Genomic DNA, 21,094 nt, shown 5'->3' with positions numbered 1-21,094 from the left:
ACCCCTTGACCGTGATCACCCCTTCGTCACGGTCACCGCAGGTCTGGACGCCTCCCCGGCCGCCCCTCCCCCGGAACTGACGGTCCGTCATTTCTCTTTGCCGTAAATATTGACGGTGCGTCAGCTCACGCACAGAATGCGGGGATTCCGACCGGAGGGGATCCCCCGACATGTTGCGACCGATCCGCACCCTGGCCGCCGCGGCGGCGGCCCTCGCGCTCGTCTCCGCCTGCAACTCCGCCTCCACGAACGGCACCAGCCCGGGCAAGCCCGGCGACGGCCCCGGGAACTCCCGCGGGGTCACCGCCGACTCGATCAAGGTCGGCGGCATCGTGTCGATGACCAGCGCCAGCGGCTACAGCAAGAAGGACACCGACCTCGGCGCCAAGGCCCGCTACATGAGGGCCAACGCCGAGGGAGGCGTCAACGGCCGCAAGATCGACTACCTGGGCGCGGAGGACGACGGCCAGGACCCGGCGAAGAACCTGGCGGCCGCCCGCAAACTCGTCCAGCAGGACAAGGTCTTCGCCGTCTCCCCCATGAGCTCGGTGACCTTCTCCGGAGCCGACTTCCTGGAGCAGGAGAAGGTCCCCACCTTCGGCTGGGGCACCCTGCCCTCCTTCTGCGGGCCCAAGTACATCTACGGGTTCAACGGCTGCCTGGTCCCCACCCCCGGCGGCACCCTGAACCAGACCTGGCCCGAGGGCATCGCCCGGATCCTCGGCGGGGCGCAGGGCAAGTCGGTCGCGGTCATCGCCAACGACAGCGACGCCGGGAAGTTCGGCATCCGGACCTTCCAGCAGGGCTTCACCAGCGCCGGGTTCACGGTCTCCTACGCCAAGGCCTCCGTGCCCGCCACCGCCGTCCCCAGCGACTGGTCCGCGTACGTGAAGGAGATCCTGGAGAGCAACGGCGGCAAGGCCCCGGACGCCGTGGTCTCCGTGATGCAGACCCCCAACAACATCGGGCTGTTCACCGCGCTCAAGCGCAGCGGCTACAAGGGGCTGCTCTCCGACCCGACCGACTACGACCCGGGCCTGCTCGCCAAGGACGCCACGAAGCAGGCGCTCGACGGGGTGCACGTCCTGCTGCAGTTCCAGCCCTTCGAGTCGGCGGATCCGAAGATGGCGCAGTTCAAGGCCGACATCAAGGCGGCCGCGGGCGGACAGGAAGTCCCGCTGAACATGCACATGTTGACCGGGTACATGTCGGCCGACCTGTTCGTGTCCATCGCGCAGAAGGCGGGCAAGGACCTGACCGTCGAGTCCTTCCAGAACGCCGCGCAGGGCTTCTCCGACACCGGCACGCTGGTCGGCGACCGGGCGGAGCCCAAGGGGCAGAAGGACAGCTTCGGCTGCGGAGCGCTCGTACAGCTGAAGAACGGCGCGTACGAGGTCTCCGTCCCGTTCAAGTGCTACGAGCCCATCCCCTTCAAGTAGGGCTGCGGCATGGGAGATCTGCTCGTCTTCGTACTGAGCGGTCTGGTCTCCGGCGCCCTGTACGCACTGCTCGCCACCGGGCTGGTGCTGTCGTACTCGGCGTCCGGGCTGTTCAACTTCGCGCACGGGGCCACCGCCTACCTGTGCGCGCTCACCTTCTACGAGCTGCACTCGGGCCTGGGCTGGCCGGCGGTGCCGGCGGCGCTGCTGGTGGTGTTCGTCCTGGCCCCCGGTCTCGGCTGGGGGCTGGACCGGCTGATGTTCCGGCGGCTCGCGCGGGTCGGTGAGACGGCCCAGATCGTGGCGACCATCGGCCTGCTGGTGGCGCTGCCGGCCGCCGGACTGTGGGCGGTGGACCTGCTGGCGGACGCGGGCGCGCCGGTGAAGCCGGCGGAGAACCAGTTCGGGCTGCCCGGTGTGGGGCCGAGCCCCGCGCGGTCCTGGCGGCTCGCGGAGGGCGTCGGCATCGACTCCGACCAGCTGATCACCTGGGTGGCGACGGCGCTGGTCGCGGTGGCCCTGTGGGTGCTGATGCGGCACACCCGCCTCGGGCTACAGCTGCGGGCCGCCGTCGACAACCGCTCGCTGACCGAGCTGCGCGGGATCAGCGCCGACCGGCTGTCGTCGGTGGCGTGGATGATCGCCTCGGGGCTGGCCGGGCTGGCGGGGGTCCTGGCGACGCCGCTGCTGGGGCTGTCGGCGCACGACTTCACGCTGTTCCTGTTCGTGTCGGCGACCGCGGCGGTCATCGGGCGGTTCGCGTCCGTGCCGCTCGCCTTCGCGGGCGGACTGGGGCTGGGGGTCCTGCAGAACCTGGTGGCCGGGTACGCGTCCTTCGCCGAGGGCATCACGGGCTTCCGTACGGCGGTGCCCTTCCTCATCCTGTTCGGCGGGCTGCTGGTGCTGACCCGCAGGGCCCGCACGGCCGGGGTCGCGGCCGTGGACGCGCCGCCCGTCGACCATCTGGCGGGAGCCTCCTGGGGGCGGCGGTGGGGGGTGTGGGCGGCGGGCGCCGGGCTGTTGTGCGTGGCGTTCTACACCGTGACCACGCCCTTCTGGAGCGGGCTGCTCGCGCAGGGGCTGGCCATCGCGCTGGTGTTCATGTCCTTCACGGTGGTGACCGGGCTCGGGGCGATGGTGTCCCTGGCGCAGGGCACCTTCGTGACCGGGGCCGCGCTGGTCGCCGGGCTGCTCATGAGCCGGGGCTGGCCGTTCGTGGCCGCGCTGGCGGTGGGCACGTGCGTGGCGGCCCTGCTGGGGGCGCTGGTCGCGCTGCCGGCGCTGCGGCTCGGGGGCAGGTCGCTGGCCCTGGCCACGCTGGCGCTGGCGTTCCTCGCCGACCAGGTCCTCTTCCAGCTGAGGTGGCTGCGCAACGGCGACTCCGGATGGTCGGTCCCGCGGCCGGTGTTCGGGCCGGTGGACCTGTCCGACGACCGGGCGCTGGGCGTGGCCCTGGTGGTGCTGGTCGCGGTGGTCGCCGCCGGGCTGAGCGCGCTGCGGAACTCCCCGTCGGGGCGGGCGATGCTGGCGGTACGGTCGGCCCCGGCGGCCGCGGTCGCCTCGGGGGTCTCCGTCCTGCGGACGAAGCTGCTGCTGTTCACCCTGTCGGCGGGCCTGGCCGGGTTCGGGGGCGTGATGTACGCCTCGTACAACACCCGCATCACGGCGACGGACTTCACGGCGCTGACGGGGCTGGTGTGGCTGGCGGTGGTGGTGGCGGCGGGTGTGCGGAGGCCGCAGTACGCGGTGGTGGCGGGGCTGGTGTTCGCGGTTGCGCCGCGGGTGCTGGCGGATTACGTGACCGGGTCCGCGCACCTGCCGGTGATCCTGTTCGGCTTGGCGGGATTGGCCCTGGCCAATGACCCGGACGGGTACTGCGCGGCCGTGCCGGTGCGGCTGGCGAAGCGGCGGGCCGCCGCTTCCCGGGGCTCCGCCCCGGACCCCTCGGGGGCTCCGCCCCCGGCTACCGCTGGGGGTGCCCCCAGTGCCTCAAACGCCGGCGGGGCTGGTTCTTCGGCCGCCCTGGAGCTGCGCGGGATCAGTGCCGGGTACGACGGGGGGCTCGTGTTGCACGGGGTCGATCTCACCGTGCGCAAGGGGGAGATCCTCGCCGTGCTCGGGCCCAACGGGGCCGGGAAGAGCACCGCGTGCCGGGTGGCCGCCGGGCTGCTGCCGGTCACGGGCGGCGCGGTGTTCGTGCGCGGGCGGGACGCCACCCGCGACGGCGCGGTGCGGCGGTCGCGGGCCGGGGTGCTGCTCGCCCCCGAGGGCCGGGGGATCTTCCCCGCGCTCACCATCGAGGAGAACCTGGCCCTGTACCTCCCGGAGGCAGCCGCCCGGGCCGCCGTGTACGCGCGCTTCCCCCGGCTCGCGGAGCGCCGCGCCGTGCCCGCCGGGGCGCTGTCCGGCGGGGAGCAGCAGTTGCTGGCCCTGGCGCCCCTGCTCCAGCGGCCGCCCGAGGTGCTGATCGCCGACGAGCCCTCGCTCGGGCTCGCCCCGCGCGTGGTGGAGGAGGTGTACGCCCTGCTCACCGAGCTGCGCGACGCCGGGACCGCACTGCTCCTGGTGGAGGAGAAGGCCGCCGGGATCCTCGGGATCGCCGACACCGTGGCCTACCTCTCCCAGGGCCGGGTGTCCTGGTGCGGCCCCCGGGCCGAGGTGGAGGCGGACCGGCTCACCGAGGCCTACCTGGGGATGGGGACGAGCGGGATCGGGACGAGCGGGATCGGGACGAGCGGGATCGGGACGAGCGGGATCGGGACGAGCGGGATCGGGACGAGCGGGGTGGGGACATGAGCGGGGTGGGGACATGAGCGGCTACGTGCTGGAGGCCAGTGGTGTGAGCGTCCGCTTCGGCGGGGTCAAGGCGCTGACCGGGGTGGACCTCGGGATCCGGGCGGGCGAGGTGTGCGGGCTGATCGGGCCGAACGGGGCCGGGAAGACCACGCTCTTCGACGTCCTGTCCGGGATCCGGCGGCCCGACCAGGGGCGGATGCTGCTGGACGGGGCGGACATCACCCGGCGCTCCCCCGTCTGGCGGGCGCGGCACGGGATGCGCCGGACCTTCCAGCGCCAGCAGTTGTTCGGGCAGCTCAGCGTGGCCGACAACGTGCTGGTGGCGCAGGAGTGGCGGGGCGGCGGGGGCGGGCTCGCCGCCGATCTCCTCGCCCTCCCGGCCCGGCGGGCCCGGGAGCTGGCCCGCCGGGTCCGCGGCGAGCGGGTGCTGGCCGACTGCGGGATCGGCCCGCTCGGGGCCTCGTACGCCGGCGGGCTGCCCGTCGGGCAGGCCCGGATGGTCGAACTGGCCCGTGCGGTGGCCGATCCGCCGCGGGTGCTGCTGCTGGACGAGCCCGCCTCCGGGATGTCGGCGCCCGAGCGCGAGCAGCTGGCCGGGGTCGTCCGGCGGCTGGCGGCCGAGGAGGGCTGTGCGGTGCTGCTGGTCGAGCACAACGTGGCCTTCGTGATGGACCTCTGCACGCGGGTGGTCGTACTGGACCTCGGGGCGGTGCTGGCCGAGGGGACGGCGGCCGAGGTGCGGGCGGACCCGCTGGTGCGGGAGGCCTATCTGGGCGCTGCGTGAGGGCCGTCCGCGGGGTCTCGTGAGCGCTCCGCGGATGGCGGGAATAGGTCGTACGAGGGGCCGGTTATCGCCCCTCGTACGACGCCGTACCGCCGCCGACGCCAGGAGCGACCAGACGTGAACCCGCAGGTCCCCACCATCCAGCTCAACAACGGCTCCCTCATGCCCCAGCTCGGCTTCGGCGTCTGGCAGGTGCCCGACGCGGACGCGGAGCACGCCGTCGGGACCGCGCTGGAGGCCGGTTACCGCAGCATCGACACGGCCGCCGTCTACGGCAACGAGAAGGGCACCGGCAAGGCCGTCGCCGCCTCCGGGCTGCCGCGCGGGGAGCTGTTCGTCACCACCAAGCTGTGGAACGGCCCGAAGCAGCGGTGGGGCCGGGACGAGGTGCTGCGCGCCTTCGACGACTCCCTCGGCAAGCTGGGCCTGGACCACATCGACCTGTACCTGATCCACTGGCCGCGCCCGATGCGCGACGACTTCGTCTCCATCTGGAAGACCTTCGAGGAGATCGCGGCGAGCGGCCGCGCCAAGGCGGTCGGCGTGTCGAACTTCCGCGCCGAGGACCTGGAGCGGCTCGCCGCCGAGAGCGAGCTGGTGCCGGCCGTGAACCAGGTCGAGCTGCACCCGCTGTTCCCGCAGGCCGAACTGCGCGCCGTGCACGCCGCGCGCGGGATCGCCACCGAGGCCTGGTCCCCGCTCGGCCAGGGCAAGGAGCTGCTCACCCTCCCGGCGGTCGCCGCGCTCGCCGACAAGTACGGCCGCAGCGCCGCCCAGGTGGTGCTGCGCTGGCACCTCCAGCACGGGAACATCGTGATCCCGAAGTCGGTGACCCCGGCGCGCATCCGGGAGAACCTGGACGTCTTCGGCTTCGAGCTGGAGGCCGCCGACGTGGCCGCGCTGGACGCCCTGGGCGCGGGCGCGGCGGGCCGCCGGATCGGGCCGGACCCGGCCGAGTTCGACGCCTGAGGGCGACGGCCGGGTGAACCTTCCCGAAGGGCTCTACCGGATCCGCAACGTGGACAGCGGGCTGGTGCTCCAGCTGGAGGGCGCCTCCCGGGTGCGGGTCGGCCCGGACGGGCCGCCCGCGCCGGAGGCCGCCCGCCGGTGGCGGATCGCTCCGGTGCACGACGGCGGCGGGATCTTCCACGTGGTGAGCGCGGACAACGAGCGGCGCCTCGACGTCGCGAACGCGTCGACGGACAGCGGCGCCCGGGTGCAGGTGTGGCGGGCCAACGCGTTCGGCGCGCAGGAGTGGATCGTCGAGGAGCACCTCGACGATCCCGGGGTGGTGTCCCTGATCGCCTGCATCAGCGGCCTGCCGCTGGAGACGGACGGGGCGGGCCGGGTCCGGCAGGGCGAGGACACCGACTCCCCGGCCCAGTGGTGGCGCCTGGAGCCGGTGTAGACCCGCGGCGCGCAGCCGCGTGTGCGCCCGCCCGACGCGTACGCGGCTGCGCGCCGCCCGTCAGACGCGTACGAAGCCGCGTACGCGGTACGTCGGCTCCGCGCGCGGCACGTCCTGGTCGGGCAGCAGCTCCAGCCGGGCCGCCAGCTCCTGCGGGGTGATGCCGCGCGGGGCGATGCGGGAGGCGTACCGGCCCGCGAGCAGGGCTTCGGCGGAGGCGCGCGGGCTGCGGCCCTGCCCGTGGCCGGTGAAGAGGGCCTCGCCGGACGGGAGCAGGCCCGCCCGCGCCGCGTAGGCCTCGACGTCCCCGGAGGCGTCCGCGGGGGTCGGCGCCAGGTGCGCGGCGAACACGGCGTCGATGTCGCTGCCCACGTCGTGCGCGGAGTCCTTGTCCACGGTGGTGAGGAAGACCCCGCCGGGCCGCAGGACCCGGGCGGCCTCGGCGATCACCGCGGGCACGCGTCCCGGCTGCCGCAGCAGGTGCAGCAGCCACACCGCGCTCACCGCGTCCAGCGAGCCCGACCGCACCGGCAGCCGGGCCGCGTCCGCGAGGGTCACGGGGACACCCCGCCGCAGGGCCATGGCAGCCATGCCGTGGGAGGCGTCCGCGCCCAGGACGCGCAGTCCGGGGCGGGTCAGCCGGCGGGTGACGATGCCGGTGCCGCAGCCGAGGTCGAGGAGGGTGTCCACGTCGGCCGGGAGCAGCTGCAGGACCGCGGCGGCCGCGGCCTCGGCCCGGGGGGCGCCGCCGCGGCTCGTGTCGTAGGCCGCGGCCTCGGCGTCGTAGTCCAGCAGGGGTCTGACGGTCTGTATGTGCGTGGTCATCAGCTCGCGCCGTGGGCGGGGGCGAGGGCCTCGACGCGTTCGGCGAGCGCGAAGTCGGTCTCGGTGACGGCCCCGCCCGCGTCGTGGCTGTTCACGGAGAGCCGGACGGTGTTGTAGCCGAGCGTCAGGTCCGAGTGGTGGTTCAACTCCTCCTGGACCGAGGCGATGTGGGCGACGAGGGCGCTCGCGGCGAAATGCGTGCCCAGCCGGTAGGTGCGGATGATCCTGTCGTCCTCGAAGGCCCAGCCGGGGAGTTCCCGCAACCGGTCCTCGATCTCCTTCTGTGACAGCGGCTCACTCGGCATGCACCGGCTCCTTTTCCCCGTGACGTGTAGTCAAGGTTCCCACAGTGCACGCCTGAGCAACCCTTTCGCGCCATAGTGCGCTCGGGTACTTCTGCACCTTCCGCGCCCCTCGCGCCCCCCATAGGCTCCTGCGCCGGACAGGACTGTTACCAGCGGTAACTAGGGGGCATTCGCCATGACCAGCACAGGGAGTTCCAGGCGTACGTTCATCGCGGGCGCGGGTGCGGGCGCCGTGGCCGGCGCCGGTGCGCTGTCGGCCGGGATCGCGGCCGCCCCGGCCGCGGCGGCCGCGCCTTCGGGGGCCCCGGCGGCGCCGGACGGCCGCCGCGTCGCCGTCCTGGGCGGCGGGGTGGCCGGCCTGACGGCGGCGCACGAGCTCGCCGAGCGCGGCTACGCCGTCACGGTGTACGAGCGCCGGGCGCTCGGCGGCAAGGCGCGCAGCATGGACGTACCGGGCAGCGCCCGCGGCGGCCGCCGGCCGCTGCCCGCCGAGCACGGCTTCCGCTTCATCCCGGGCATCTACCACAACCTGCCCGACACCATGCGGCGCATCCCCTTCCCCGGGAACGCGAACGGCGTGTGGGACAACCTCGTCGCCCCGCGCGAGATGATGTTCGCCCGGGCGGCCGGCCGCGAGGACCTGCGCGGGCCGATCCCCTGGCCGGACCACTCCCCCGCCGAGCTGACGCCCGACGAGGTCCGCAGGGCCCTCACCGGCATCCTGCAGACGCTGGTGCGGCTCCCGCTCCACGAGACGGCGTACTTCGTCAACCGCGTGCTCGTCTTCCTCACCAGCTGCGACGAGCGGCGGAGCGAGGTCTGGGAGCGGACCCCGTGGTGGGACTTCGTGCGGGCGGAGCAGATGTCGTCCGAGTACCAGCGCATCCTCGCCGTCGGCATCACCCGCAACATCGTCGCGACCAAGGCCGAGGAGGCCTCCACCCGTACGGTCGGCACCCTCGGCGAGGCCTTCGTCTTCAACGTGCTGGGGCGCGGGGCGGACGGGCCGCCGGACCGGATCCTCAACCTGCCGACCAACGAAGCCTGGATCGACCCGTGGGAGGCCCATCTGCGCTCGCTCGGCGTGGAGTTCAGGATCGGGTGGACCGTGCGGGAGGTGCAGTACGGGAACGGCCGGGTCAGCGGGGTCGGCGTCGAGGGCCCGGACGGCGCCCGGCAGACGGTCACGGCCGACCACTACGTGAGCGCGCTGCCCGTCGAGCACGCCCGCCGCACCTGGAGCTCCGGGCTGCGGGCGGCCGATCCGATGCTGGGGCGCTGCGACAAGCTGGAGACCGACTGGATGACCGGCATCCAGTTCTATCTGACCGAGCGGGCGCCGCTGGTGCACGGGCACCTCAACTGCATCGACTCGCCCTGGTCGTTGACGGCGATCCAGCAGGCCGAACACTGGCCCGCACGGAACTTCCCGGCCGACTACGGGGACGGCACGGCGGTCGACTGCCTGTCGGTGGACATCTCCGAGTGGGACAAGCCGGGGATCCTGTACGGGAAGACGGCCAAGCAGTGCACCCGCGAGGAGGTGGCACGCGAGGTGTGGGCGCAGCTGAAGGCCTCCCTCAACGACAGCGGGAAGACGCTGCTGAGCGACTCGAGACTGCACTCGTGGTTCCTGGACCCGGGGGTGGACGGGCTCGGCACCCCGCACCCCACCAACCAGGACGAGCTGCTGATCCACCCGGTGGGCACCTTCCACAACCGGCCGAGCGCGGGGACCCGCATCCCGAACTTCTTCCTCAGCGGGGACTACGTGGCGGTGGACATCGACCTCGCGACGATGGAGGGCGCGAACGCCTCGGCCCGTGCGGCCGTCAACTGCCTCCTGGACCGCGACGGTTCGAAGGCCGGACGCTGCACGGTCCAGCCGCTTTACCGGGCGCCGGAGATGGAGTCCGCCAGGCGCCACGACCTGTGGCGCCACCGCCTCGGCCTGCGCAACGTCTTCGACCTGGGGTGACGCGAACCTCTCCCGGGGCTCGGCTACCGTCGTCGGCATGACCACCACGACGCCCGCTGCCGCTCCGACGGTCGGCGCCCTGCTCCGCGCGTGGCGGGAGCGGCGCGGTATCAGCCAGCTGGAACTGGCGGGCCGCGCCGACTCCTCGTCCCGGCACATCAGCTTCATCGAGACCGGCCGGTCCCGGCCGAGCGAGGAGATGGTGCTGAGGCTCGCCGACCGCCTCGACGTGCCGGTCCGGGAACGCAACGCCCTGCTGCTGGCGGCGGGTTACGCCCCGCGCTACGCGCAGACCGCGCTGGACGACCCGTCGATGGAGACGCTGCGCGAGGGCATCCAGCAGCTGCTGACCGGGTACGAGCCCTACCCGGCGCTGGTCGTCGACGCCACGTACCACGTCGTCGCCGCCAACCGGGGCGTCCTGATGCTGCTGGACGGGCTGCCGGAGCACCTGCTGACCCCGCCGCTCAACGCCATGCGGATCACCCTGCACCCCGAGGGCCTGGCCCCGAGGATCCACAACCTCAGGGAGTGGCGCGGGCACCTGCTGGCCCAGATGGAGCGTCAGATCGCGCTGGCCCGCTCCGAGCCGCTGCGCGCGCTGTACGAGGAGGTGTCCGCGTACCCGGTGGCCCCGGCCGCGCAGCGCCCGGGCGACGGGGAACCGGCCGAGCCCCGTCCCGTACATCGCGCTGCCGCTGGTCATCGAGCACGCCGGCCACCTGCTGTCCTTCGTGTCGTCGATCGCGACCTTCAACACGCCGATGGACGTGACCGTCGCCGAGCTGGCCATCGAGACCATGCTCCCGGCCGACCCGGCGACGGCGAAGTACCTGCGCTCACTCGTCGACTGAGCGCACGGCGAGCTGCTGGAGCAGGGCGAAGCCGGCGACGGTGAGGCCCTGTGCCGGAATCCACACGGTCCCGGCGACGGTGGGCGTGAACCACACCGCCAGGGAGACCAGACTCAGGGCCGCCCAGGCGTAGTTGGTCTCGATGACGGCCTTCACGGCGAGCGCCGGGGGCCGGCCGCGCGAGGCGAGCAGCCCGACGGCGGCCCCGTACGCGACGAGCAGCACCCCGAGCCCGAGCAACAGCCCCTGCCCGACCCCGAGCAGCCGCCCGAGCGGGGCGGAGAAGGCGACGTACGCGAGCCCGTTGCCGGTGGTGACGACGGAGTCGAGGGCGAGGAAGCGGCGCAGCATGACCTGCGGGACGCCGGTACGGGCGATGCTGCCGAGCAGGGTCGCGGACATGGGGAATCACTCTCCATCGAGGTGGAACGGGCCAGTGGGGACACGGTTTCCGGGGCCGAGTGCGCGGCCCCGGAACCCGATGTCCCCACTGTGCCCGGGGGCCCGGAGGGGGGTCGATTACCTCGGAGGTCATGCCAACCCTTTTTGAGCCGTACGGCAGGAAACGTTGGGGTTCCCCTGGTTCGGGCCGGGGTGGGGGGCTAGGCTTCACGGAGCCCGATCCACTCGAACGCCTTGTCGACATATGGAGAATCCGCCGGTGCGAGCCGCCGTCCGACCCGATCTCGCCGCGATCCGGCGGCGTGTCGAGGCACTGACGGAGCGGCGCGGGCAGGATCCGGCCGATGTGGTGGGCGTGGAGCGGCTGAGCCACCTGTCCGGGGTCGAACCCGGGCGCATACCGCAGGTGGTGGAGGGCACGGCCGTCGAGGAGCCGCTGGAGCAGCGCGTGCACCAGCGGTTCCTGCGGCTGCGGGCCACCCGGCGGGACAAGCACGGCCGGGAGTGGCCGCTCGCCGCCATCGCCGACGACTTCGACGCGCCCGGGGCCTCCCTCGGGCCGCTCAACGCGGGCACCGGGCTGCCGCGGATGGGCCACGCGGCGGGCGTGCAGCGGTTCTTCGGGGTCTACGCCGGCTTCCTCCTGGCCGACAGCAAGAGCGCGGTGGAGCGGGCCCTCGCCCTCTCGGTCACCGGCACCGCCCCGGACGGCCGGGACGACCTCGCGCACCTGTCGTACCTGACCGGCATGACCCCGCAGGACATCCGGCTCACCCTCGACGGCGAGCCGCCCCGGCTCCCCCTCAAGGAGCAGGTGCACCAGCGGTTCGAGCACTTGCGCCGCACCCGCGTACGGGAGGACGGCCAGGCCCATTCACTGGCGGCCATCGCGAGGTCCTTCGACGCGTCGGGCCAGTCGCTGACCCGTGTCGCGCAGGGCGAGGGCCTGCCCAACCTGGCCGCGGCCGCCGGGATCCAGCGGTTCTACGGGGTCGAGGGCGGTTTCCTGCTGGCCGACGACACCGAGGCGCTCGCCACCGCACTCGCGCTGATCGAGGCCGAACTGGAGTGCGCGGAGCGGGAGCGGGAGAACCCGATGCTGGCCGTGATGCGGGCGCACGACGTACGGAGCATCGTCACGCGGGCCGGCCGGCTCTCCCCCCGGGGCTGGAAGTCGCTCGCCGACCACCTGGACGACCTGCTCGCGCGGGAGGGCCGGCTCGGCCGTCCGGCGGAGCCCGACGAGGGGGGAGCGCCATGAGGACCACACGGGCGATGCGCAGGCTGGGCGGCGATCTGCTCGCCGGCGCGCGGCTGTCGCCGCCGGCCTGCGCCGCCGAGATCATCGGCGCGCTGTGCGCCGCGTACGGCCGGCGGCGCGGCGGCCGGAAGGTCGACTTCCGCTTCGCCTCCTTCCCGCCCGACACGGCCAGCGGGCTGTGGCTGGAGATGGACGCGCGCGATCTCCTCGTCATCGAGGAGCACACCCGCCCCGAGCACCAGCTCGTCATCGCCTGCCACGAGTTGTGGCACGTCGACGAGGGCACCTGCGACAGCCACGGCCCGGGCATGGCGGTGGCCGCCCGGCTGACGGGCGACGCGGGCCACGCGGACGGCAGCCCCGGCGGCCTCGCGGAGCTGCTCCGGTCGGACACCGGTCTGAGCACGGTGGTCCGGCAGGCCGCCGCCCGCGCCGACCGGGAGGATCCCGCCGAGATCAGGGCCGAGATCTTCGGCCTGTACCTCGGCAAACTCCTCAAGCCCTATCTGCCGCCTCCCCGGGAGGAACAGGTCCCCGAGGCGATCGAGCGCATCAAGACCTCGCTCGGCTGGGGGCGTTGAGCGTCACGCCGGTGACCCGCAACCCGCCCCCGCCGCACCCCTTGCGCCGATGCCCTCAGCACGGCCCCGACAGAGAGCACGACACGATGACCCAGTCTTCCCCGCCCCGCCACGCCGTCGTCATCGGCGGCAGCATGGCCGGCCTGCTCGCGGCCGCAGTCCTGGCCGAGCACGCCACGGTCACGATCATCGACGCGGACACGCTCCCGGACAGCCCGGCGCCGCGCCGCGGACTGCCGCAGGCCCGGCACGTCCACGTCATGTGGTCCGGCGGGGCGCGTGCGATCGAGGACATCCTGCCCGGCATCACCGAGGACTGGACGGCGGCGGGCGCGATCCGCCGCAGCCTGCCCACCGACCTGGTCACCAAGACCGCCGAGGGCTGGATCCCGCGCTACGCGGAGATGCAGTTCAACATCTCCTGCAGCCGCGACCTCCTCGACTCGGTCGTCCGGGCCCGGGTGACGGCCCTGGACGGGGTCTCCACCCTCCAGCAGAGCCGCGTCCGCGCCCTGGAAGGCACCGCGGCCCGCGTCACCGGCGTCCGCGTCGACACCCCGGAGGAGGAGGACAGACTCGTGCCCGCCGACCTCGTGGTCGACGCGAGCGGGCGCGGCTCCCGCGCCCGCATCTGGCTGCAGGAGCTCGGCGTGAGCGGTATCCGGCAGGCCGAGGTCGACTCCGGCCTGGTCTACGCGACCCGCATCTTCGAGGCGCCCGCCGGAGCCCACGAGTCGGGCTTCCCCATAGTCAACGTCCAGTCCGACCCCCGCGTGCCCGTACCGGGCCAGACGGCCACCATCGTGCCCATCGAGAACGGCCAGTGGCAGGCCACCCTCTCCGGCACCCGCGGCGGTCAGCCCACCGGCGATCCCGACGCGTTCATCCCGTTCGCCAAGGGCATCCGGGACCCGATCGTCGGCGAGCTCCTGGAGGGCCGCAAGCCCCTCACGGACGTGGCCGTCACCAAGGGCACCGCCAACCGCCGGATCTTCTTCGAGAAGGTCGAGCTGCCCGACGGCTTCTTCGCCGTCGGCGACTCGGTCGCCACCTTCAACCCGCTCTACGGGCAGGGCATGACCGTCGCGGCCCAGGGGATGCTGGCCGTACGGTCCCTGCTGCGGGCCAAGGGGCTCGCCCACCCCGCCTTCGGGCGCGAGGCGCAGCGCGCGATCGCCCCGCAGGTGGCCACCGCCTGGGACCTCGCCACCTCGCAGGACATCCTCTACCCCGGCGCCACCGGCATGAAGCCGCGGACCGGGGCCGGGCTGCTCAACGGGTACGTCAGCCGGCTGATGACGGGGGCCACCACCCGGGAGGCGCTCACCGCCGCCTTCCTCCAGGTCATCACCATGAGCACCGCGCCCACCCACTGGCTCCGGCCGTCGGTGGTCTGGAACGTCCTGCGCGCCTCCGACCGCGGCGCGCTGAAGGCGCCGCCGCTCACCGCCGGCGAACGGACGGTCGCCGGGCTCGACCAGCGGGCCGATCCGGTCGACCCCGTCGGCCGGGCCCGGTGAAGAGCGGCCTGATCCTCTACGTGCCGGGGGCGCTCCTGATCCTGATCCTGCTGGTCAAGGCGCCCACCCTGCAAAGGAGGTGGGACCAGCCCCCGATGCGGGCCGTCTGCGCGCTGCTGGTCATGGGCTGCCTCGTGCTGTTCCTGGCGGCGCCGCCGACGATCGCGGCGGTCAACCGCTTCACCGGGGTCGCCAACTTCTCGGCACCACTGGTGTTCGGCCTGATCACCGCGTTCTCCGGGTCGTGCGTGGTGCTGGTCCTGCAGTGGGGCGGCGGCCCGCCGGCCGTGGTGCGCCGGGCCACCCGGCTGACGGTGGCCGTGTACGGCGGGGTCGCGGTGGCGATCATCGTCCTCTTCGTGATCGGCGAGGCCCCGGTGGAACGCCTGCGGGACCTGGACACGTACTACGCCGACACCCCGTGGATCCGGGAGATGATCGTCTGCTACCTGCTGGCGCACACGGTCGGCAGCTCGGCACTGACCGTGCTGACCGGGCGGTGGCTGCGCCGCACCCACCCCTCCCTGCGGCCGCTGCGCACCGGGCTGGCCCTGATCATGACCGGCGGGCTGCTGGACCTCGGCTACCTCGTGGCCAAGTGGACCGCGCTGGGTGCCCGCTGGAGCGGCCGCGACTGGGACGGCCTGTCCACGAACGCGGCGCCGCCGCTGGCCGCGGGGGCGGCCCTGATGGTGGCGACCGGCTTCATCGTGCCGCTGGTCGGCGGGTCGGCGGCCTGGCGGGACTTCAGCGAGTACCGGGGCCTGCACCCGCTGTGGAAGGCCCTGCGGGGCTTCGCCGCGTCCAGCGTGCGGACGGTTCCGCTCACCTGGTGGTCACCGGTCGGGATCCGGCTGATCCACCGCGAGTCCGTCATCGACGACGGGATCCTGGCCCTCGCCCGCTGGTTCGACCCGTGCGTGCGCCGGGCGGCGTACGAGGCCGCGCGCGAGCAGGGCATGAGCGAGGCCCGGGCCGAGGCGGTCGCCGACGCCGCCATGCTCGCCGCCGCGTGCGGTCGCAGGACCGCCGCCACCACCGCCGCCGAGGCCGCCACCGGCACGGACACGGACCCCTGCGCCTGCTGCGTACCTCCGGGGGACTGCGAGCCGCCGCGGCTGTCCGGCCGGCCGCTGACCGCCCTGGCCCGCGAGTTCCGCGCCTCCCCCATCGTCGCCGCCGCCCGGGCCGCCGCCGTACGGGCCTAGGGGGGTCCCTCGGAAACGGAAAGCCCCGGGCCCGAGGGCCCGGGGCGTCCGGCGTACGCGCGGCGGGGTCAGAGCTCCGCGAGGTCCAGCCCGGCCTGCGCGGCGGCCGCCTGGACGGTCTGCTCCAGCAGGACGGCGATGGTCATCGGGCCGACACCGCCGGGCACCGGGGTGATCAGCGAGGCACGCGCGGCGGCGGACTCGAAGTGGACGTCGCCGACGTTGCCCTCGTTGTACCCGGCGTCCAGGACCACCGCGCCCGGCTTGATGTCCTCGCCCCGGATGAACTCGGCCTTGCCGACGGCGGCGACCAGGACGTCCGCCTGGCGCACGATCGAGGGCAGGTCCACGGTACGGGAGTGGCAGTAGGTGACGGTGGCGTTCTGCTCCAGCAGCAGCAACCCGGCCGGCTTGCCCAGGATGGCGCTGCGGCCGACGACGACGGCGTGCTTGCCGGTCAGGTCCACGTCGTAGGCGGCGAGCAGGCGCATGATGCCGCCGGGGGTGCAGGAGACGAAGCCCGGCAGTCCGAAGCCCATGGCGGCGAAGGAGTGCATGGTGACCCCGTCGACGTCCTTGCCCGGGGCGATGGCCTCGAAGGCCGCGCGCTCGTCGATGTGGTGCGGGACGGGGTGCTGGAGCAGGATGCCGCTGATCTCCGGGTCCTCGGAGAGCGCGGTGAGGGTGGCCACCAGCTCCTCGGTGGTGGTCTCGGCCGGCAGCTCGACGTGGCGGGAGGTGATCCCGGCCTTGGCGCAGCGGTTCTGCTTCATGCGCACGTAGGTGACGGACGCGGGGTCCTCGCCGACCAGCACGGTCGCGAGGCAGGGCGCGGCGCCGGTGCGCTCGGTGATCTTCGCCGCGTACGCGGCGGTCTGCTCCGAGATGCGGCGGGCGAGGGCGGTGCCGTCCATCAGCCGAGCGCTGTCGGTGGCGGCCTGGGCGGGCTGGGCAGTCTGGGCAGTCGTCACGGGGTCTCCTGAACGTCGCTGCGGATCGCGGTTCGCCCAGGCGCGCGGCAGTCGACGTACCGGAGGTCCCGGGGAGGTCCCCTGGACCGGATGTCCGGAGGTCCGAAGATCCGCAGGTACGCCGGGCCGCTCCCCGGTGGTGATCCACCCGAACGCCAGTCACGGCCCGCCGCCCACTGTAGTCGACATATCCGGTGGATGACCGGCGCCCGACCTGGGACGATCGATACATGACGCGCACTTTCGACCATCTTGTCGCCGAGGCCGAGTCCGTCTCCGTGGACGGCTGGGACTTCTCGTGGCTCGACGGCCGGGCGACCGAGCAGCGCCCCTCCTGGGGCTACCAGCGGCTGCTGGCCGAGCGCCTGTCCCGGGTCCGCTCGGCGCTGGACGTCCAGACCGGCGGCGGCGAGGTCCTCGCCGGGTCCGGGCCCCTGCCCCCGCTGATGGCCGCCACCGAGTCCTGGCCGCCCAACATCGAGAAGGCGACCCGGCTGCTGCACCCGCTGGGCGCGGTGGTGATCGCCGACTCCGACGAGCCCCCGCTGCCCTTCGGCGACGAGGCCTTCGAGCTGGTGACCAGCCGGCACCCGGTGACCATCTGGTGGGAGGAGATCGCTCGGGTGCTGACGCCGGGCGGCACCTACCTCTCCCAGCAGGTCGGCCCGGCGAGCGTCTTCGAGCTCGTCGAGTACTTCCTCGGCGCGCAGCCGGAGGAGGTCCGGCGCGGCCGGCACCCCGACGACGCGGTCGCCGAGGCCACGAAGGCCGGCCTCGAAGTCGTCGATCTGCGCTCCGAACGTCTGCGCACGGAGTTCCACGACATCGGAGCCGTGATCTACTTTCTGAGGAAGGTGATCTGGATGGTGCCCGGCTTCACGGTCGGGCAGTACCGGGACCGGTTGCGCGAGCTGCACGAACAGATCGAACGCGATGGTCCGTTCGTCGCGCACACCGCCCGCTTCCTCATCGAGGCCCGCAAAAAGGGCTGAAGGGAGGGTGGACGGATCCGCGCCGAATTGGTTGCGCGGCCACAGCGTGGCGCAGGTCACTCAATTCAGCGCGTAACGAATCGACTCGGGCATGCGATGAACCGACAGGTGTCCTCGCGCGGCCCGGAATACAGACCCCCCTCGGGTCTGTTTCCCGAGTTCGCGCGATGATGTCCCGCTTACCCCTTATCTGTTCGCAACGAGAGGCTCCTTGTGTCGCTCAGCCCGTCCCGTACGTTCCCTCCGGAGATCGCCGAATCCGAGGCCCTGGTCGCGCTCGTCGAGCGCGGCCGCGAGCAGGGTCACATCAACGGTGACGACGTGCGCCAGGCCTTCGAGGCCGGCCGCATCCCGGTGGACCAGTGGAAGCGGGTCCTGCGCAGCCTGAACCAGGTCCTGGACGAGGAGGGTGTCGCCCTCCACGTCAGCGCGGCGCCCGCCACCAAGGCTGCCGCGAAGAAGCCCCGCAAGGCTGCCGCCGCCCCGGCCCGCACCGTGGCCAAGAAGGCCGCCGCCGCGCCGCGCCCCATCGGCGCGCGCAAGACCTCGGCCGCCAGCACCGCCACGGCCACGGCCTCGGCGATATCCGCATCGCCGGCCGCCGCCGCCCCGGACGAGGCGTCGGCCGAGGCCGCCGCCGAGCCGAAGAAGCGCACGGTCAAGAAGACCGCCGTCAAGAAGACCGCCGTGAAGAAGACCACCGCGGCGAAGAAGACCAGCGCCAAGGACGCCGACGAGGGCGAGACCCCCGTCGTGGAGGGCGAGGACTGGGCCGCCGAGGACCTGGCCGACGAGGCCGAGGAAGAGGCCCCCAAGGCCGGCGGCACCCAGGGCTTCGTCCTGTCCGACGACGACGAGGACGACGCCCCGGCGCAGACGGTCATGGTGGCCGGCGCCACCGCCGACCCCGTCAAGGACTACCTCAAGCTGATCGGCAAGGTGCCGCTCCTCAACGCCGAGCAGGAGGTGGAGCTCGCCAAGCGCATCGAGGCGGGTCTCTTCTCCGAGTACAAGCTCGAAGAGGAGGAGGACCACAAGCCCGCGTTCAAGCGCGAGCTGGAGATCCTCGTCGAGGACGGCCGCCGGGCGAAGAACCACCTGCTGGAGGCCAACCTCCGCCTCGTGGTCTCCCTCGCCAAGCGCTACACCGGCCGCGGCATGCTCTTCCTGGACCTGATCCAGGAGGGCAACGTCGGTCTGATCCGCGCCGTGGAGAAGTTCGACTACACCAAGGGCTTCAAGTTCTCCACGTATGCGACCTGGTGGATCCGGCAGGCGATCACGCGTGCCATGGCCGACCAGTCGCGCACCATCCGCATCCCCGTGCACATGGTCGAGATCATCAACAAGCTCGCCCGCGTGCAGCGCCAGATGCTCCAGGACCTGGGCCGCGAGCCCACTCCGGAGGAGCTGGGCAAGGAACTCGACATGACCCCCGAGAAGGTCATCGAGGTCCAGAAGTACGGCCGCGAGCCGATCTCCCTGCACACCCCCCTGGGTGAGGAGGGCGACAGCGAGTTCGGTGACCTCATCGAGGACTCCGAGGCGGTCGTGCCCGCGGACGCGGTGTCCTTCACCTTCCTCCAGGAGCAGCTCCAGTCGATCCTGGGCACGCTCTCGGAGCGCGAGGCGGGCGTGGTCTCCATGCGGTACGGCCTCAACGACGGCCAGCCGAAGACCCTGGACGAGATCGGCCGCGTGTACGGGGTCACCCGTGAGCGCATCCGCCAGATCGAGTCCAAGACCATGTCGAAGCTGCGCCACCCGTCGCGTTCGCAGGTGCTGCGCGACTACCTCGACTAAACGGCAGGGTGGTGCTGCCCCCGGCGATGCCGGGGGCAGCACCGTCTGTCCGGTCAGCTCGCGGAGTGCTCCAGCAGGTGTTTCAGCTTCTCCTCGCCGCGGGGCATCTCCTTGCGGACCACGGGCTTGACCACGAGGGGGACGAGGGCCCGGCCCATGCCGCGGCCCTCGAAGTCGACGGAGAGGGTGACGCGCGAGCGGGTCCCGCCGTCGAGGGGTTCGATCCTGCCCCGTACGTCCGGCCGGACCGGCCCGTTGACGCCGTGGAGGTGCCAGCTCCGCGGCGGGTCCATGGCCGTGTACTCCATGGTCGTGGGGATCCTCCGCCTGCCGATCCGCCGGGTCACGAGGATCCGGGAACCGACGTGGACGGGGAGGTCCCCCAGGGGAACGGCGGACAGGGCGTTGTCCTGCCACTCCGGCAGGTGCGTGGGGTCCGTCACGTATGCGTAGACGTCCTCGGGCCTGCGGTCGATGTCGATGCTCTTGCTGATCGCGGACATGGCGACCCCCTGGAGCCCCCCTGGGCGGCTTCTCCCTCCAAATTACCCCGCGGGCGAAACGGCGGCGCGCTGCTTGCGGGCGGCCATCACGGCGTACACGAGGACGCCCGCGAAGAGGAACAGCACGCCCTGGTAGACGGCCGCGTAGCCGGAACCGGCGACCAGCCACATCGAGAAGGCGAAGGCCAGGCAGGCGAGGACGCTGTCGCGGACCAGGCGGCCGGGCCGGACCCGCTCCGCGCGGCCCGAGGCCAGGAAGTAGATCTGCGCGGCGGTGGAGAGCAGGTACGGGACCGTCGCGGTGAAGGTCGTGACGAGGACCAGGACCTCGAAGACGCGCTGGGAGCCGGCCGTGTAGTTGTAGACGGTCAGCGCCGAGGCGAGGGCGACCGTGACGAGGACGCCGGCCACGGGGACGCCGCGCTTCTTCGTCTCGAAGACCTTCGGGAACAGCCCGTCCTTCGCGGCGGCGTACGGGGTCTGCGCACTGAGCAGGGTCCAGCCGTTGAGCGCGCCCGCCATAGAGATCACGGCGGCGCAGGCGACGAGCGTGCCGCCCCAGGTCCCGCCGAACATGGCGTTGACGGCGTCACTGAAGGGGGCCTCGGAGGAGATCAGCTTCTCGTGGGCGACCAGGCCGAAGACGGCGAGGGTGCCGAGCAGGTAGACGGTGGCGGCGCCCACGGTGCCGAGGATCGTGGCCCGGCCGACGTTGCGCTCCGGGTCGCGGACCTCGCCCGCGCTGACGGCGGCGGACTCGACGCCCAGGTAGCTGAAGAGCAGGATCGCGGCGGAGGCGGAGACCGCGCCGACCGCGCTCTGGTCGGTGGCCCGGAAGGGGCCGAGGTTGGCGGGGTCGAAGAAGAACAGCCCGCCCACGGCCACGAGCAGCAGCGGGGCGAACTTCAGCACGGTGGAGACCAGTTGGACGGCGCCGACGTACCGGGTGCCGGCCAGGTTGGCGAGCGCCGGGAGCCACTGCACGCAGAGGGCGGCCAGGCACATGGACCACTTGTGCGCGCCGACGGCGGGGAAGAGCACGCCGAGGTAGCCGACGGCCGCCACCGCGAGCGCCGCGTTGGAGACCCAGGTGGTGATCCAGTAGCTCCAGGCGGCGAGGAAGCCGGCGAAGTCGCCGAAGGCGGCGCGGGCGTAGACGTACGGGCCGCCGGTCTGGGGGTGCCGGTTCGCGAGGCGGCCGAAGACGAGGGCGAGGGCGATCGCGCCGAGGGTGAGCACGGCGAAGGCGACGAGGCTGATGGTGCCGAAGGGGGCCACCGAGGCGGGGAGGAGGAAGATCCCGCCGCCGATGATGTTGCCCATGACCAGGCAGGTGGCGATGGGGAGGCCGAAGCGGCGCTCGCCCTGCGGGCGGGGCTCGGTGGTCCCGGGAGCGGAATCCGGGGCCGGGGCCTTGGCCGCGGTGGTTATGGTGCTGGTCATCGGTGGTGCGCCTCTGGGTGT

Annotated in this window: 18 protein-coding genes and 1 pseudogene; 13 read left to right on the top strand and 6 right to left on the bottom strand. The window is 73.0% G+C overall.

Annotation, left to right across the window (positions count from 1 at the left end; genetic code table 11):
* Positions 1-170: 170 nt before the first annotated feature.
* From AB0D29_RS05755 to AB0D29_RS05735, 5 genes are all read left to right on the top strand, one after another.
* The gene (locus tag AB0D29_RS05755) at positions 171-1,439 is read left to right on the top strand and encodes an ABC transporter substrate-binding protein (RefSeq protein ID WP_362852313.1); all 1,269 of its coding nucleotides are present in this window, start codon (positions 171-173) and stop codon (positions 1,437-1,439) included.
* 9 nt (positions 1,440-1,448) lie between these two features.
* Positions 1,449-4,235 carry an ATP-binding cassette domain-containing protein gene (locus AB0D29_RS05750; RefSeq protein ID WP_362852312.1) on the top strand — a complete coding sequence of 929 codons (2,787 nt, stop codon included), beginning with the start codon at positions 1,449-1,451 and terminating at the stop codon, positions 4,233-4,235.
* 13 nt (positions 4,236-4,248) lie between these two features.
* Positions 4,249-5,019, top strand: coding sequence for an ABC transporter ATP-binding protein (locus AB0D29_RS05745; RefSeq protein ID WP_362852311.1), 771 nt, complete (start codon positions 4,249-4,251; stop codon positions 5,017-5,019).
* A gap of 162 nt (positions 5,020-5,181) precedes the next feature.
* A complete protein-coding gene (locus AB0D29_RS05740; RefSeq protein ID WP_362852514.1) occupies positions 5,182-5,988 on the top strand; it encodes an aldo/keto reductase in 807 nt (268 codons plus the stop codon).
* Between the two features lie 13 nt (positions 5,989-6,001).
* Positions 6,002-6,427, top strand: a complete 426-nt coding sequence (locus AB0D29_RS05735; RefSeq protein ID WP_362852310.1) for an RICIN domain-containing protein — start codon at positions 6,002-6,004, stop codon at positions 6,425-6,427.
* A 60-nt stretch (positions 6,428-6,487) separates the two neighbouring features.
* Here the strand turns inward: AB0D29_RS05735 and AB0D29_RS05730 are convergent, their stop codons facing one another.
* Positions 6,488-7,252, bottom strand: coding sequence for a class I SAM-dependent methyltransferase (locus AB0D29_RS05730; RefSeq protein WP_362852309.1), 765 nt, complete (start codon positions 7,250-7,252; stop codon positions 6,488-6,490).
* The gene (locus AB0D29_RS05725; RefSeq protein ID WP_327412559.1) at positions 7,252-7,557 is read right to left on the bottom strand and encodes a 4a-hydroxytetrahydrobiopterin dehydratase; all 306 of its coding nucleotides are present in this window, start codon (positions 7,555-7,557) and stop codon (positions 7,252-7,254) included. Before AB0D29_RS05725 ends, AB0D29_RS05730 begins: the two co-directional genes overlap by 1 nt.
* A gap of 175 nt (positions 7,558-7,732) precedes the next feature.
* Here AB0D29_RS05725 and AB0D29_RS05720 point away from each other — a divergent pair, with 175 nt between their 5' ends.
* Positions 7,733-9,535: an FAD-dependent oxidoreductase gene (locus tag AB0D29_RS05720; protein ID WP_362852308.1), complete on the top strand. Its 1,803-nt coding sequence runs from the start codon at positions 7,733-7,735 to the stop codon at positions 9,533-9,535.
* Between the two features lie 37 nt (positions 9,536-9,572).
* Positions 9,573-10,389, top strand: a pseudogene (locus tag AB0D29_RS05715) (helix-turn-helix transcriptional regulator).
* On the opposite strand, the gene AB0D29_RS05710 reads toward AB0D29_RS05715, so the two are convergent.
* Positions 10,375-10,791 carry a hypothetical protein gene (locus AB0D29_RS05710; protein ID WP_362852307.1) on the bottom strand — a complete coding sequence of 139 codons (417 nt, stop codon included), beginning with the start codon at positions 10,789-10,791 and terminating at the stop codon, positions 10,375-10,377. The pseudogene AB0D29_RS05715 and the gene AB0D29_RS05710 sit on opposite strands and share 15 nt — an antisense overlap.
* A gap of 259 nt (positions 10,792-11,050) precedes the next feature.
* On the opposite strand from AB0D29_RS05710, the gene AB0D29_RS05705 reads away from it, so the two are divergent.
* From AB0D29_RS05705 to AB0D29_RS05690, 4 genes are all read left to right on the top strand, one after another.
* The gene (locus AB0D29_RS05705; protein WP_362852306.1) at positions 11,051-12,052 is read left to right on the top strand and encodes a hypothetical protein; all 1,002 of its coding nucleotides are present in this window, start codon (positions 11,051-11,053) and stop codon (positions 12,050-12,052) included.
* Positions 12,049-12,633, top strand: coding sequence for a toxin-antitoxin system, toxin component (locus AB0D29_RS05700; RefSeq protein ID WP_362852305.1), 585 nt, complete (start codon positions 12,049-12,051; stop codon positions 12,631-12,633). Before AB0D29_RS05705 ends, AB0D29_RS05700 begins: the two co-directional genes overlap by 4 nt.
* Positions 12,634-12,719: 86 nt before the next feature.
* Positions 12,720-14,153 carry an FAD-dependent monooxygenase gene (locus AB0D29_RS05695; RefSeq protein WP_362852304.1) on the top strand — a complete coding sequence of 478 codons (1,434 nt, stop codon included), beginning with the start codon at positions 12,720-12,722 and terminating at the stop codon, positions 14,151-14,153.
* Positions 14,150-15,361, top strand: coding sequence for an MAB_1171c family putative transporter (locus AB0D29_RS05690; protein WP_362852303.1), 1,212 nt, complete (start codon positions 14,150-14,152; stop codon positions 15,359-15,361). The genes AB0D29_RS05695 and AB0D29_RS05690 overlap by 4 nt, the downstream gene beginning before the upstream one ends.
* Before the next feature lie 68 nt (positions 15,362-15,429).
* Here AB0D29_RS05690 and AB0D29_RS05685 read toward each other — a convergent pair whose 3' ends face one another.
* The gene (locus AB0D29_RS05685; RefSeq protein WP_362852513.1) at positions 15,430-16,275 is read right to left on the bottom strand and encodes a bifunctional 5,10-methylenetetrahydrofolate dehydrogenase/5,10-methenyltetrahydrofolate cyclohydrolase; all 846 of its coding nucleotides are present in this window, start codon (positions 16,273-16,275) and stop codon (positions 15,430-15,432) included.
* A gap of 287 nt (positions 16,276-16,562) precedes the next feature.
* Between AB0D29_RS05685 and AB0D29_RS05680 the strand changes: the two genes are divergently transcribed.
* Both AB0D29_RS05680 and AB0D29_RS05675 read left to right on the top strand, forming a co-directional pair.
* Entirely contained in the window at positions 16,563-17,324 is a 762-nt protein-coding gene (locus tag AB0D29_RS05680) for a methyltransferase domain-containing protein (RefSeq protein ID WP_362852302.1), read from the top strand.
* A gap of 213 nt (positions 17,325-17,537) precedes the next feature.
* Complete coding sequence (locus tag AB0D29_RS05675; RefSeq protein WP_362852301.1) at positions 17,538-19,127, top strand: RNA polymerase sigma factor; 1,590 nt, start codon at positions 17,538-17,540, stop codon at positions 19,125-19,127.
* Between the two features lie 53 nt (positions 19,128-19,180).
* Here AB0D29_RS05675 and AB0D29_RS05670 read toward each other — a convergent pair whose 3' ends face one another.
* On the bottom strand, positions 19,181-19,630 hold the full coding sequence (locus tag AB0D29_RS05670) for an SRPBCC family protein (protein ID WP_362852300.1): 450 nt from the start codon (positions 19,628-19,630) through the stop codon (positions 19,181-19,183).
* Positions 19,631-19,672: 42 nt separating this feature from the next.
* Entirely contained in the window at positions 19,673-21,073 is a 1,401-nt protein-coding gene (locus AB0D29_RS05665) for an amino acid permease (RefSeq protein WP_362852299.1), read from the bottom strand.
* Between the last annotated feature and the right edge of the window lie 21 nt (positions 21,074-21,094).

Origin of the sequence: Streptomyces sp. NPDC048424, from assembly GCF_040651555.1 — a bacterium.
Classification (GTDB): Bacteria; Actinomycetota; Actinomycetes; order Streptomycetales; family Streptomycetaceae; genus Streptomyces.
The sequence above is the reverse complement of the archived record's forward strand: the minus strand, read 5'-3'. Positions and strand labels throughout refer to the sequence as shown.

Bases quoted from the DNA above. Each gene is read 5' to 3' on its own strand.
- AB0D29_RS05755 (WP_362852313.1), top strand. From the start codon at position 171: ATGTTGCGACCGATCCGCACCCTGGCCGCCGCGGCGGCGGCCCTCGCG.
- AB0D29_RS05750 (WP_362852312.1), top strand. From the start codon at position 1,449: ATGGGAGATCTGCTCGTCTTCGTACTGAGCGGTCTGGTCTCCGGCGCC.
- AB0D29_RS05745 (WP_362852311.1), top strand. From the start codon at position 4,249: ATGAGCGGCTACGTGCTGGAGGCCAGTGGTGTGAGCGTCCGCTTCGGC.
- AB0D29_RS05740 (WP_362852514.1), top strand. From the start codon at position 5,182: ATGCCCCAGCTCGGCTTCGGCGTCTGGCAGGTGCCCGACGCGGACGCG.
- AB0D29_RS05730 (WP_362852309.1), bottom strand. From the start codon at position 7,252: ATGACCACGCACATACAGACCGTCAGACCCCTGCTGGACTACGACGCC.
- AB0D29_RS05725 (WP_327412559.1), bottom strand. From the start codon at position 7,557: ATGCCGAGTGAGCCGCTGTCACAGAAGGAGATCGAGGACCGGTTGCGG.
- AB0D29_RS05720 (WP_362852308.1), top strand. From the start codon at position 7,733: ATGACCAGCACAGGGAGTTCCAGGCGTACGTTCATCGCGGGCGCGGGT.
- AB0D29_RS05710 (WP_362852307.1), bottom strand. From the start codon at position 10,791: ATGTCCGCGACCCTGCTCGGCAGCATCGCCCGTACCGGCGTCCCGCAG.
- AB0D29_RS05700 (WP_362852305.1), top strand. From the start codon at position 12,049: ATGAGGACCACACGGGCGATGCGCAGGCTGGGCGGCGATCTGCTCGCC.
- AB0D29_RS05695 (WP_362852304.1), top strand. From the start codon at position 12,720: ATGACCCAGTCTTCCCCGCCCCGCCACGCCGTCGTCATCGGCGGCAGC.
- AB0D29_RS05685 (WP_362852513.1), bottom strand. From the start codon at position 16,275: ATGGACGGCACCGCCCTCGCCCGCCGCATCTCGGAGCAGACCGCCGCG.
- AB0D29_RS05680 (WP_362852302.1), top strand. From the start codon at position 16,563: ATGACGCGCACTTTCGACCATCTTGTCGCCGAGGCCGAGTCCGTCTCC.
- AB0D29_RS05670 (WP_362852300.1), bottom strand. From the start codon at position 19,630: ATGTCCGCGATCAGCAAGAGCATCGACATCGACCGCAGGCCCGAGGAC.
- AB0D29_RS05665 (WP_362852299.1), bottom strand. From the start codon at position 21,073: ATGACCAGCACCATAACCACCGCGGCCAAGGCCCCGGCCCCGGATTCC.